The organism is Erythrobacter litoralis (assembly GCF_029760855.1).
In the GTDB taxonomy this organism is placed as follows: Bacteria; Pseudomonadota; Alphaproteobacteria; order Sphingomonadales; family Sphingomonadaceae; genus Qipengyuania; species Qipengyuania litoralis_A.
Window position 1 is genome coordinate 16,674 of record NZ_SOSI01000010.1, and the last position, 13,136, is coordinate 29,809.

General features: G+C 61.3%; 10 protein-coding genes. 5 read left to right on the forward strand and 5 right to left on the reverse strand.

All coding sequences use genetic code 11. The features are described from left to right. Positions 1-195: 195 nt before the first annotated feature. The 3 genes from E3U23_RS14125 to E3U23_RS14135 all read right to left on the reverse strand — a co-directional run bounded on the left by E3U23_RS14125 (position 196) and on the right by E3U23_RS14135 (position 3,946). Positions 196-1,392, reverse strand: coding sequence for an O-antigen ligase domain-containing protein (locus E3U23_RS14125; RefSeq protein ID WP_279351945.1), 1,197 nt, complete (start codon positions 1,390-1,392; stop codon positions 196-198). A gap of 89 nt (positions 1,393-1,481) precedes the next feature. Further along, positions 1,482-2,906, reverse strand: a complete 1,425-nt coding sequence (locus tag E3U23_RS14130) for a GumC family protein (protein WP_279351946.1) — start codon at positions 2,904-2,906, stop codon at positions 1,482-1,484. Next, a complete protein-coding gene (locus E3U23_RS14135) occupies positions 2,906-3,946 on the reverse strand; it encodes a polysaccharide biosynthesis/export family protein (RefSeq protein WP_279351947.1) in 1,041 nt (346 codons plus the stop codon). The genes E3U23_RS14130 and E3U23_RS14135 overlap by 1 nt, the downstream gene beginning before the upstream one ends. 374 nt (positions 3,947-4,320) lie before the next feature. Between E3U23_RS14135 and E3U23_RS14140 the strand changes: the two genes are divergently transcribed. The 3 genes from E3U23_RS14140 (at position 4,321) to E3U23_RS14150 (ending at position 8,581) form a co-directional block, all read left to right on the forward strand. Beyond that, positions 4,321-4,959, forward strand: coding sequence for a heme NO-binding domain-containing protein (locus E3U23_RS14140; protein ID WP_279351948.1), 639 nt, complete (start codon positions 4,321-4,323; stop codon positions 4,957-4,959). After that, complete coding sequence (locus tag E3U23_RS14145) at positions 4,952-6,337, forward strand: sigma-54-dependent transcriptional regulator (RefSeq protein ID WP_279351949.1); 1,386 nt, start codon at positions 4,952-4,954, stop codon at positions 6,335-6,337. The genes E3U23_RS14140 and E3U23_RS14145 overlap by 8 nt, the downstream gene beginning before the upstream one ends. A gap of 123 nt (positions 6,338-6,460) precedes the next feature. Next, entirely contained in the window at positions 6,461-8,581 is a 2,121-nt protein-coding gene (locus E3U23_RS14150) for a putative bifunctional diguanylate cyclase/phosphodiesterase (RefSeq protein WP_279351950.1), read from the forward strand. A gap of 19 nt (positions 8,582-8,600) precedes the next feature. On the opposite strand, the gene ubiA is transcribed toward E3U23_RS14150, so the two are convergent. After that, positions 8,601-9,518: a 4-hydroxybenzoate octaprenyltransferase gene (ubiA, locus tag E3U23_RS14155; RefSeq protein ID WP_279351951.1), complete on the reverse strand. Its 918-nt coding sequence runs from the start codon at positions 9,516-9,518 to the stop codon at positions 8,601-8,603. A gap of 39 nt (positions 9,519-9,557) precedes the next feature. Here ubiA and E3U23_RS14160 point away from each other — a divergent pair, with 39 nt between their 5' ends. Both E3U23_RS14160 and E3U23_RS14165 read left to right on the forward strand, forming a co-directional pair. Next, positions 9,558-10,322: a 16S rRNA (uracil(1498)-N(3))-methyltransferase gene (locus E3U23_RS14160; RefSeq protein ID WP_279351952.1), complete on the forward strand. Its 765-nt coding sequence runs from the start codon at positions 9,558-9,560 to the stop codon at positions 10,320-10,322. A gap of 45 nt (positions 10,323-10,367) precedes the next feature. Further along, positions 10,368-11,738, forward strand: coding sequence for a glutamate--cysteine ligase (locus E3U23_RS14165; protein ID WP_279351953.1), 1,371 nt, complete (start codon positions 10,368-10,370; stop codon positions 11,736-11,738). 18 nt (positions 11,739-11,756) lie between these two features. Here E3U23_RS14165 and E3U23_RS14170 read toward each other — a convergent pair whose 3' ends face one another. Further along, entirely contained in the window at positions 11,757-13,106 is a 1,350-nt protein-coding gene (locus E3U23_RS14170) for a PQQ-binding-like beta-propeller repeat protein (protein ID WP_279351954.1), read from the reverse strand. Positions 13,107-13,136 lie beyond the last annotated feature (30 nt).

Genomic DNA, 13,136 nt, shown 5'->3' on the forward strand with positions numbered 1-13,136 from the left:
CATTGGCGTTCTCATTCCTTATGCTGGCGAGATCGCCCGGAAGCACACAACCAATTTATGCCCAAAATGGCCTAAATACCGCCTTGCGTAGTTTTACGCAGTCTCCTCTAGCCGACGTAAACGCCCACAGGTTTCCGCTTTCATTTTCAAGAAATATTCGAGGTTTGAAATGACCCTTTCGCGCACATCAACCAATCAGCCATGCTGCGTATCGAGTGCAGAACCAATGGAATAGCCTCGACTGCGACTATTGAGGTGGTTTTGTCTCGGTTCAGACGTACTTGTACGATCAGACAAGGACTTACCGATGATTAGAAGAGCCGGCCAAAACAAATATGCTAATATTTCAAGATTTTCACCGAACGAATAGATAATAAGCACGAAGACCATCGATAGTGCGGTTTTGTGCAATGCGCCATGCCGCGCCTTCACCAGCAAGACAGCTAACGTCGCGAACAATGGAATTGCGAGCGACAAGGCTCCCGTAATCCCTTTCACGAACAGCAATCCGTACCAGCTATGATGGCTTCCGATTGGCATATATTCGACGAGGTGCGGTCCATTCTCCACCACACCATGACCGAACCAATACGCCTCGGTCTGCCACCTATCCACGGCAATCCGACCGAGTGCCGCACGCACACGGCTGGAATCCGCGCGTGCCGAAGAGAAGTCGTTCATCAGCTGTTCGATGAGGATCAGCAGATCGTTTCCGAATATTCCCAGCAACAAGATAGCCGGTGCAGCCAGGAACCATGTGGATGGCCTGTCGACGCGCGCAATTGCCCAAACGATCGGTATGAGCAGGGCCAATGCAACAAGGGCCAAGCGGGACTGCGACAAGATCGCGATCATCAGGAAGGCCGAGATTCCAACGATCTTCAACCACCGGTCTCGCTCCTGCGCAGCCAGGAAAATATAAACAACAGCCACCATACCGGCAGCTGGCGACCACGGCGCGAAGAATTGCCAGCGTGGCGTGCCGACCCCCGGCTCCTTGGTATACAGGATCGTCGCAAAATATTCCGGCCCGGGTCCACCAACTGCTTTGAGAGGCGACACCCACAGCATTTCAGGCAATCCGATAAACGGTGCGGCCACGAAGAGCGGAAGCATCACCCACGTCCAGACGCCCAACCGACATACGGCGCGTGCAATAACCTCCAACCGGATATCGAGAATTGCGCCGGCGAACGGGAAAAGGGCGATAAGTGCCCAGCCTTTTGCCCAACCGATCGAGCTTTTTATCGTTGCGCCGGTTCCGAGAGAGAAATTGCGGTGGCCGGCCCAGAGGATGACCAGCATCGCGGCCATTCCGATCAGCCAGAGGACGATTGGCCAGGTAATGCGCGCAGCGGGTTTTAAACCCAGATAGAGATAGGCGAATGCCATTCCGGCGAGAATCCAACAAATGACCGGCCCGGCAATGTACAAGGCGCCGACCAGCCACAGCAGCCACGTGGCTGCTATCGTCCTGCCGACTATCCGTTCGGCAGGAGTTTGCGGATCAAGGGCTGGCGCAGCCACAGGAGCAAGAACCCTAACAGAGTGATGACGCTCGCCCCGATCGCGCCCGCGATCGCCAGCAGCGGTGATGGGGCGGACCGATCCCGGGGCAATGACGGTTCCTCCAAAGTCTGTACCAGAGGATAGGATGCGAAGGGATCGGACTTGTTGGTATCCAGCCGCGCAAGCGCCGAACTGAACACGGCCTCGGCCACGCGCAGGTCGCGGAGCAATTCGGCGAGGCGCGACGCCTGCTCGACCTGTTTGCGCGTACTTTCGCCCTGCTCCGCGATCTGGTTCCTGAGCTCGCCCAAAGCCGCCGCGTGGCCCGACGCGTCGGCATCGCGTTCCGTCAACGTCGCGAAAAGCTGCTCACGCGTATTTGAGACCGTCAGGTCCGCGAAAGACAGCACGCTTTCCGGACGCAATCCCGAAACCGCCGTGCCCCTTTGTGCCAAAGCCGATCGCAAATCGGCCGTCTCGACGGAAAGTTCTTCGATCACCGCATGCCCGCGGCCCAATGTCGCGCCGCGTTCCGTACGTTCGGCGCCGGTCCGGGCGTATCGTGCAAGCAATTCCTGGAAGACGGGATCTGCCTTCATTTGCATGGCCATGCGCGCCTCGCGAAGGGAGATACCCAGGGTATTGGCCAACCGGCGTTCGTTTGCAGCAGTTTGGCTGAGGATGACCCTTCGATCCCGCGCACTCGCTTTCAACTGGTCGAGTTCGCTTACGCGGGACGCAAACTGATCGAGGGACACCAGGCCGGTCAGTCCCTGAAAATCCAGCAGGGCCTTCTGCGCCTCGTCGACCTTCGCTTCCAGTTCCGCGATCCGCGAGGCATCCGCATTCTCGCGCCGGTTGGCTTCGTCTTCGCGCAGATTGTCCAATGCCGACAGAAATGCTGCCTGCAAGGCCTCCATCCTGCGATGCGCCTGCTCCGGCGAGCCGGCGGATAGTTCGAGTTCGATCAGGTTCGTCTGATCGATCAGTTTGATGGCTGGCGCGGGAAATTCGCCTTCCTCCTCGTCGGCGCGGCGCGCCGCATCGCGCAGCACGACATCCGAGGTGAGCAACCGTTTGTAATTTTCGGTCGGACTCAAAGAAGGGCTGGAAAAGGCGGACGAGGTATTCGTCGTCGCTTGTCCAATGCTTTCGACGTTCAGCGATCCACCCACCCCGGTTCCCGGCAAAATCAGGGTCATTTTGCTGTCGAAACGATCGGGCGCAAACAGAATGTAGGCGACTGCTATGCCCCAGATTGCAAGCAGCGGCCCGGCCAATGAAAGGATATAGCGGCGGTACCGCCCCACGGACGGCAACCCGTCACGAACCACCACCCACAGGCGCACCAGCAGGCGCGGCCGCGGCGGCCTTTCCGGAGGGCGGACAAATTCCATTAAAGCGCGTTATCCAAGAGTATCGCTGGCGTGACCGCACCGACGCCCTGCGACACCATGCCGATGGCCTCCGTCAGGTTCGTCCACCGGCTGTCATAGCAAGCGATGGCGTCACCGGGCATCAGGAAGGGGTCGTACGCATCCCGGTTCGCCTCGCGAACGAGACTTTCGATATCGCGCTCGATCACCACGCTCTGACCGTTGATCCGGTTGCGAGACATCAGGATCGCCCGGCGATCGGATTGCATGTAACTGCCACCGACGCAGTTGGCTGCGACCAACCCTTGAAGAAAGCGCGTTCCGTACGGCAACGAGGTCGTCTTCTCGCCGATTGCAGCCCCGGCATTGTTATTCGCACTGCGCGTCAGGTTGGACATGAAAACGCGGATACCCGGCGGGGTCAGCGGGGTCGGCCGTGCAAGATTGGCATCGAAGCACGATCGGCTCGGAACGATGATCCGGTCGCCTTCGGTTACGGGAACGTCCTGGCTGGTCCAGCCGTGAACCAGACCGGAAAGATCGAGTTCGACATATGTATCGCCGCGTAGGAGGTAGATACGCTGGATATCGGCATCCGGCCGAACACCGCCGGCGGCGCGAATGGCGGTTGCCACGCTCCGCCCCGCATTCGCATCGCCCGATGATGCGCCCTCCTTCAGACCGATACGGCCTTCCGGCGAACGCTCGCCCGCGCGCACGGCATGTGCTTCGAATACCGCCCCGCTTACGCCGACCGCCACGCCAGAGGCTTCGATCAGCGAGACGGAAACACTGTTTCGCAAAGGGCGGACCAGTTCTGCCGCCACCAGCCGGTTGCGCAGGGCGCTTTCGAGAACGGCAAGGGAAGTGCCGCCGGCGTGGACGCGATCGATGCCGGGTACATCGATGGTGCCGTCGCTGTCGATTACATAAGTCCCTGAAAGGCCGTCGGGGTCACCCATCACGCGAATGGCCAGCCTGTCCCCAGCGGACAAAGGCGGCGTATGAGCGACGAATTCCTCTATGCGGACGCGCCGGTAGTGATCCAGTTCGCGCGGCACCCGCCAATCGCAGGTGGGCGCCCCGCGCGCAACCGGAGTTGCCTCGATCCAGTCTCCCGTTGGATGGCCACTTCCAAAGTGCGCCTTTTGATGAGGGGCGTATTGGGCTTGGGTGTAATTTCGAGGAGCAGGCCCGGCTGCGCAAGCTGCCACCAACGCGGCGCACATCGAGGGAACCATGATTTTCCGAAGAATTGTAAACCGCATTGGAACACCCGCACCTCAACCTTGCCGCAGCTCTTCAAGAAGCATGCCAGCACCCGCACCCTCTCCCTAGTGCTTGCATCAGGTACGGTAGGGTTGTGGTTAATTCGCAAATTGGGAATTCCCCTTATTGCAAAATGCGAAAAATTTTGCATTTTGCGACGAATGAGATGTTCGAGACCACCGGATTACGACTGAAAAAGCGTTGGCACGATGCCTGCATCCATTTCGACCTTCAGCAATGCAAACTGGTCGAGGGCATAATGAAAGGCATCGTTTTCGCAGAATTGACGGGGTTTCTCGATAAAACGGGGGGTGAGTTGTTTACCGAGAATGTTCTCGACAAGGCAGGCCTGGAGCATGGCGGGGCATATTCCCGCGTCGGTAACTATCCGTTCGCGGAAGCCGAACGGATCGTCGGCATCGCATCGGAGATGACCGGAAACCCGGCCAGCGAATTGTGCCGCGCATTCGGCATATATCTCTTCGAACGGTTTACCGTGCTCTATCAGGATATCCTGAGTGCCTATACCGACGCCGAGAGCCTGCTTCGCCATGTGAATGATCACATCCATCGCGAAGTACGCATGATGTACATTGACGCTCGTCCCCCCCAGATCGAAACGCACGTCGAAGGTGACGAACTGATCGTGACGTACGCATCGCATCGTCCCTTCGCGCACATTGCCCATGGTCTGATCGAAGGGGCGATGAAGCATTTCGGCGACGACCGTCAGCTGGTTTGGCGCAATTGCGCCGAAGACGGTCGCGCTGCCTCGTTTGCTTTGGAGACGACTTCGAGTGGCTGACGGAAAAGTACTGATAATCGAGGACAGCGCATCGCTCGCTCTGGGTTACTCCGCCCAGTTGTCGGAAGCGGGCTATGACGCAACTTGGGTGGGAAACCTTGCCGAAGCGCGGGAAGCGATGCACGCGGCCGAGTTCGACGCCGCGCTGCTCGATCTGCAACTGCCCGATGGCGACGGTTTGAGCTTGCTGGAAAACCGTCCCGCAAATGCCCCATCGTTCATCGTGGTTACCGCCGATGGATCGCTGAACCGTGCGATTACGGCCATGCGGTCCGGTGCTTTCGATTTCCTGGTCAAGCCGGTCGGCGGCACGCGGTTGCTGTCCACCGTCGAAGCGGCGGTCGCAAACAAGAAGCGCAAGGTCGAAGTCGAGCCGGTCAAGGCGCGTTCCGATGCGGGTACGTTCCATGGCTTTATCGGCCAGTCGCCGCCCATGCGTTCGATCTATCGCACGATTGAGCAGGTCGCGGATTCCCGCGCGGCAGTCTTCGTGACCGGGGAAAGCGGAACCGGTAAGGAAGTCACAGCCGAGGCCATCCACCTCTCCAGTCGGCGGAACAACAAGGCGTTCGTTGCGATCAACTGCGGCGCCATTCCTGAGAACCTGCTCGAAAGCGAACTGTTCGGCCACGTGAAAGGCGCGTTCACCGGCGCGGTCGAAAACCGTATCGGGGCTGCGAAGGCGGCGGATGGCGGCACCCTGTTCCTCGACGAATTGTGCGAAATGGAGCTGAAACTGCAGGTCAAACTTCTGCGTTTCCTGCAGACCGGCACCATACAGCGCGTGGGGTCTGCGCAGGCAGAACCGGTGGATGTCCGCATCGTTTGCGCCACCAATCGCGATCCGATGCGCGAAGTTGCGGAAGGGCGCTTTCGCGAGGACCTGTTCTATCGGCTCAATGTCATACCGATCCATCTGCCGCCTTTGCGCGAGAGAGGCGAAGACGTCCTGTTACTCGCCGAGCGCCTTTCGGAACGCATCGCGAGGGAAGAGGGCCGCGAAGATCTCAAACTGAGTGCGCGAAGCAAGGCGATCATCCAGTCGGACCCATGGCCGGGGAATATTCGCGAACTCCAGAATGTCTTGCGGCGGGCCGTGGTCACGGCATCGGGTTCGTCGATCGAAATCGAGCGTGGCTATCCCGGAGCTGCGCCAACCCGGGTTCTGCCGTTTCAGCAACCCGAACAGCCGGCAGTTAATGACGACGTATCCTTGATGCCGCCGACGTGGGCCGACATGAGCCTGGCGGAAATCGAACGCCACGCCATCGAAGCGGCAATATCGCGCTGTTCCGGCAATGTGACCAAGGCGGCCTCGCATCTCAAGGTCAGCGCCTCGACCCTTTATCGCAAGATGGAACGTTGGCGGGCGGCTTGAACCTTCGTTATCGGCCAATCGATGGCGCGGACTGCGCTAGGTAGTTTTTCGAATAGTTCGGGTGATGCCCCTTTCAGACGCTTCGGCTAGTGTTCGGATATGGCGAGAGGATTGTCGGCATCCATGGACCTACAGCGATCGGAAGAGTGCCGCCTCGCCGCCCTGAAATCCTATGATCTGTTCGACAGTGGCTCGGGCGAAATCTTCGACGCCCTGACGGCCTATGCAGCAGATGCATTCGGTGCGGACTTCTCGTTCGTATCGCTGATCGGCGAGCATGACGTCTGGCTGCAAGGTTCGACGTTTCCGGAGCGTGTGCGAATAGATCGCGAGACGTCGCTTTGCGCCCGCACGCTTCTTTCGAATGAGCCGGTTGTCGTGCCGGATGTCTCGACTCAACGTCCGGATCAGACCGCAATCGGGTTTTACGCCGGCGCGCCGCTGATCGATGCCGAAGGGTTTCACCTCGGCGCTCTTTGTGTGTGCGACAGTCGGCCCCGCGCGAAGTTCGACGACGCAGATCGCCAACGCCTGACCGAACTCGCCAAAATGGCGGTGAGTTTGATGGAGCATCACAAAGCCAACAAACTCCACCGCGCGATCGGCAGTTTTGCGAGTGTGATGAATGTCGCGCTGCTTACCTCGAATTCCGATGGCATCATCACATTCTGGAACGATGCGGCAGAACAGATGTTCGGCCACAGCGCGGCAGACGCCGTCGGCAAACCCATCGAGATCATCATCCCCGAACGCTTCCGCGCCCAGCATTCGGAGGGCATGAAACGGACCGTGAGTACCGGCTTTTCCAAGCTGGCCGGAAAGACAGTAGAACTGGCCGCCGTCCGGGCCGATGGCTCGGAATTTCCGATCGAACTGCGGCTCGCCAGCTGGAATGGACCTTCGGGCCTGGAGTTCGGTGGCCAGATTTACGACATTTCGGCCCGGAAAGAACGCGAGCGCCATCTCGAGCATCTGGCGCATCATGACCCGCTGACCGGGCTCATCAACCGAAGCGGGTTCATCGAACAGCTTGACCGTTCGATGAAAGACGGGACGACCGCAGTCTTCGCCATCGATCTGGACGGCTTCAAGGAGGTCAACGATACGTTCGGCCATGCCGTCGGCGATAGCCTGCTCCAATCGGTTGCCCTGCGGCTGGTCGGCCTGCTGGAACGCACCGGCACCGTCGCCCGGGTAGGAGGGGACGAGTTTGCAGTCTTCCTGACGAACTTCGCCGATATCGGAGATGCTTCGAAAACTGCGCAATGCCTGTGCGAAGCGTTCGAAGAACCTTTCCTGATGTCGGGCCACAAGATTTTCGTCGGCCTGAGCATCGGCATGGCCTTTGCACCGCTGCATGCGGAAGACGCCGAGGAGCTTTTGTTGAAGGCGGACGTGGCACAACTCGCGGCTAAGAAGCGCGGCGGGCGCATGCTGCAGGTGTTCGACCGCGCCCTATCGAACAAACTCCAGGCCCGCCGCGCTTTCAAGGACGAGATGCGTCGAGCGACCGAGGAAGGACAATGGAAGCTTCTGTATCAACCGCAGAACCGCTTGTCCGACGGCTCGCTGATAGGTGTCGAAGCCCTGTTACGCTGGGAACATCCCGAGCGAGGTTTGCTCAAGCCGGCCGATTTTCTCGAAACGCTCGAGACCCATCTGGTCGCGAGCGAGGTCGGTAGCTGGGTGATAGACGAGGCATGCCGACAGTTGAATTCCTGGAGGATGCAGGGGTTCGATGTGCCTCGAATAGGCATCAATCTCTTTGGGGTGCAGTTCAAGAAAGCATCGCTAGCCGAAACGATCGGCAATGCGATCGAAGAATATGCGCTGCAACCTCACGATCTCGAATTGGAGATCACCGAGACGATCGCTCTCCGGTCCGATGACATGATCCTTGGCGCCCTAAACGATCTGCGGAATTCCGGCGTTCACATCGCTTTCGACGACTTCGGTACGGGGTTCGCCTCACTTTCGACGTTGGCGAAGTTGCCTGTGTCGCGGTTGAAAATCGATCGCTCGTTCGTCAGCGACCTCGGGCTACGACCGCATGGCGCCGCCATTATTTCCGCGGTCGTCACGCTGGCGCGACAGCTCGGGCTCGAAGTCATCGCCGAAGGTGTCGAGACAGATGATCAGCGTCTTCGTTTGATGGGCCTAGGCTGCATGGACGGGCAGGGATATCTGTTCGGGAAACCTGTATCCGGCTCCGTACTGTTCGATCGTCACAGGATTGCCGCCTGAAGCAAGCCGCCTTGCGGACCTACGCGTTGCCGACCACGAAGCACGCAGCCGCGACGAGTGCGCCTGCCCAGCGGTTCGAACGAAAACGGTCGAGGGGATTGCCGGGATCGCCGCCGTCGAGTGTGGCGACCTGCCAGCCCAGATGGCAAGCGGCGGGAAGCAGGGCGAGCAGCGCCAGCCAGTCTGCGCGGTAAAGCCAGAAGGCCAGTCCCCACAGCGCTACCGCCCCGCAATAGAACCCGGCCACCCCGCCCCTCACATGCCCACCGAGCCGCAGGGCGGACGAGCGGATACCGACCAGGGCATCGTCCTCGCGGTCCTGCATGGCGTAGATCGTATCGTAGCCGATCACCCATAGCGCCGCGCCTGCATACATCGCGGCGAGCGCATCCCAATTATCGGCGCGCAGCTGCGTCCAGCCGACCAAGAGACCCCAGGTAAACACCATGCCGAGCCACGCCTGCGGCCACCATGTGATACGCTTCATGAAAGGATAGGCGGCAACCAGCGCAATGCTCGCCAGAGCAACGGCCTGGGCCAGCGGCCGCAATTGGAGAAGGACCAGCAGGCCGACACCGCACAAGGTCAGCAGCCAGGCCCAGGCCAGCTTCCGCGATACCCGTCCGCTCGCCACCGGGCGGCTGGCCGTGCGGGCAACCTGCCGGTCCAGCTTGGCATCGACGATGTCGTTGTAGACGCAGCCGGCGCCGCGCATCGCGATGCTGCCCGTCAGGAGCCATGCCAGCAGTTCCCAGCGCCAGCCCGCACCGGTCAGCCATACGCCCCAAACACAGGGCCAGAACAGAAGCCACCAGCCGATTGGCCGATCGAACCGGGCAAGCTGCGCCAGATCGCGCAACCGCTGCGGCAGACGGGCGACCAGCCCGCGATGCTCGCTATCGGGCACGATATCTTCGCCAGGGCGCGTCTCGTTCATCGCTTGCGTCCTATCCGCCATCGCGCCAACAGGAAAGCCATGGCTGCCACCCCATCCTGGCCCCCGCGAAGCGCGCCGCGCCTGTTCGTGGACGAACCGCTCGATACGGCGTCCGCAGTACGGATCGAGGGGAACCAGGCGCATTACCTCACCAAGGTCATGCGCATCGGTCCGTCGTCGGTCGTCATGCTGTGCGACGACCGGACGGGTGAATGGTCCGCCATCGTGTCTGAAATCGGCAAGCGATACGTGACGCTCGAACCCATGAGCCGGTTGCGCGAACGCGAGGAGGTCCCGGATTTCTGGCTGTGCCCGGCGCTGCTGAAGAAGGACCGGTTCGACACCGTGCTGGAAAAGGCGACCGAACTCGGTGTTGGGCGGATCGCGCCCGTGCTGACGCGGCGCTGCGTTGCGGACAAGCTGAACGCCGAACGGGCGAAGACCATCGTCATCGAGGCGGCCGAACAGTGTGCGCGAACCGCCCTTCCCGCGGTGGATGCGCCGGTTGCGCTCGATCGACTGCTCGCCGAATGGCCGCAGTCGCGCACGCTCTTTTTCGCCGACGAACAGGGCGGACGATCGGCTGCGGATGCTTTTGCGGAGCGGAAAGGCGCATCCGCCCTACTAATCGGGCCGGAAGGAGGGTTCGACGATGCCGAGCGCGCCGCGATCCGCGCCCACCCACGCGCCCGCCCCATATCGTTAGGACCTCGCATCCTGCGCGGCGAAACTGCCGCGATTGCCGCAACCGCATTGTGGATGGGTATCGCTGGCGATTGGGCAGGCGATGCGGAGGGTAGCTGAACAAAACCCTTTCCTCGGCCCGCGCGGTTTCCTAACGCGCGCTCGATGAGCACACGCGAGACTTCGACCGCCGACGACCCGATTATCGAAAGCTTCGACCAGCTGGTCGCGCCGATGATCGGCGGAGAAAAGCCGAAAGCCGACTGGCGGATCGGCACCGAGCACGAGAAGCTCGTCTTCAATACGCGGGACCATCATGCGCCGAGTTACGACGAGCCCGGCGGTATCCGCGATATCTTGCTCAGCCTGAAGGAGTTCGGGTGGGAGCCGGTGGAGGAAGGCGGCAAGGTCATTGCCATGCGCGGGTCGGACGGCACCGTCAGCCTCGAACCCGCCGGTCAGCTTGAATTGTCCGGTGCGCCGCTGGAGAACCTGCACGAGACCTGCGCGGAAACCGGGCGGCATCTCGCGCAGGTAAAGGCCATCGGCGAGCGGTGCGGCGCGGGCTTTCTCGGCCTCGGCATGTGGCCCGACAAGACGCGGGAAGAACTGCCGTTCATGCCCAAGGGGCGCTACGACATCATGAAGCGGCATATGCCGCGCGTCGGCGATCTCGGGCTCGACATGATGCTGCGCACCTGCACGATCCAGGTCAATCTCGACTATGGCAGCGAGGCGGACATGGTGCAGAAGTTCCGCGTCGGCCTTGCCCTGCAACCTTTGGCGACGGCGCTGTTCGCCAACTCGCCGTTTACCGAAGGCAAACCGAACGGCTTTCTATCCTTCCGCAGTCACATCTGGAGCGATACCGATCCGCAGCGCACCGGCATGCTTCCGTTCGTGTTCGAAGAGGGCTTCGGCTACGAGCGCTGGGCGGAGTACCTGCTCGACGTCCCGATGTATTTCGTTTTCCGCGACGGCAAATATATCGACGCAGCGGGCTTGAGCTTTCGCGACTTCATGGACGGCAAGCTTTCGGTGCTGCCCGGCGAACGGCCGACCCAAAGCGACTGGTGGGATCACCTCTCCACCGCCTTTCCCGAAGTGCGTTTGAAAAGTTTCCTTGAAATGCGCGGCGCGGATGGCGGGCCGTGGAGCCGAATCTGCGCGCTGCCTGCCTTCTGGGTTGGCCTGTTATACGATCAGACCGCGCTCGATGCGGCATGGGACCTGGTCAAGGATTGGTCGATGGAAGAGCGCGAGGCTTTGCGCAACGCGGTGCCGAAGCAGGCGCTCGATGCGCCGGTGCCGGGCGGCCGGACGCTGCGCGAATTCGGGCGCGAAGTGTTGAAGATCTGCCGTGCCGGATTGACCGCGCGCGCGCGCCTCAACGCCAGTGGCGACAATGAAACCGGGTTTCTGGAAACGCTCGACGAGATCGTGGCGAGCGGCAAGGTGCCCGCCCAGGTCCTGCTGGACCGATATCACGGGGATTGGAACGAGGATATCAGCCGGGTCTACAAATACGCCTTTTGAGCGACCCGGCTTCTTATCCTAGCGGAACGCAGTGACGCGGCCCGTGTCGTCCATCACATACAGGGTGTTGTCGGCGACAACGGGCGCCATGCTGATTGGTTGATCGAGTTCGGTGAACAGGCTTGCCGATCCCTCGCCCGTGCCGACCCGATAGACCTGGCCTTCCGAGTTCGTCAGCCACAGCGCTCCACCGGCGAGGACGGGGCCGCTCCAGTAGATCTGGCCCTTCTTATCCTTCGGCTTGCGATATTGCGGCAGTTGCGTGAGCCAGCGGACCTTGCCCGTTTCGCGCGCTATCGCCAGCAGGCGGGCATCGTCGGTCAGCACGAAAATCCAGTCGCCCGCCACCGCGGGGGTCGAAATCCCGGCGAGGTTGAGCTCCCAGATGCGCTGGCCCGAAAGCAGTTCGTACGCCGCCATGCGGCCGCCCTGCCCCAAGGCGTAGACGCGGCCGTTGTCGATGATCGGATCGGCATCGATGTCGCTCAGCGTCCCGACCTGTGTGGAGATCGAGGTCTGCGCCAAGGCGTCGGCCCACAGGTTCCGGCCATTCTCGTAGCGATAGGCGACCAGTTCGCCCGAAGTGTATCCGGCAACCACGGTGCCCTGCCCGGCTGCGGGCGCGGCCACGCCGAACACGCCGGCCTGGGTGGTCGAACCCGATTCCTGCCACACGATCGCGCCGTCGGTGGCATTGAGCGCGAAGAGCTGGTTATCCTGCGTCATCACGAAGACGGTATCGAAGGCGATGGTGGGCGATCCGCGCAGGGGACCGGCGGGTTTCGCCTTCCACAGTTCCGCGCCGGTATCGGCATTCAGGGCGAAGACATCGCCCGCGCCGTCGGTGCCGTAGATCTTCCCGTCTGCAAAACTCACGCCGCCTCCGAAGGCAGAGGGGCGCTGGTCACCGGTCAATTCCGCCTGATAGCTCCAGGCGCGTGCCCCGGTGGCGCTGTCGAATGCGCTGACCCGGCCATCCGTGCCGACGACGAACAGCTTGCCGCCGCCGATCACGGGTGCCGAACCGAGACGACGATCCTTGCCCGAACCTGCGACGCTCACAGAAAAGGCGCGGCTCGGGGTTTCGGCCAAGGCAAGGTTGCCGTAACTCTTGCTGGCTGTACCGCCGGGCTGGCCCCACTCTGCATTGACCTGCGGCGCAGGCAGGGAAACCGCGACATTCGCGAGTGCCGGTTCGACCTGCGCCCCGCTTTCGACCCGTGACAGGATGGGCTGACGGTCGCCGATGGTCGGCGTCGTTTTCTTGTCGCCGCCGCCGAAGAGGCCGCCCGAGCAGGCCGACAGGCTCAGGACGAGCGCGCCGCCAAGCAGGGTTCGTGAAAACAAGGTTCTACGTAATTCGGTCATCAAAATTCGTTTCCGTTTTGCTTCACGGGG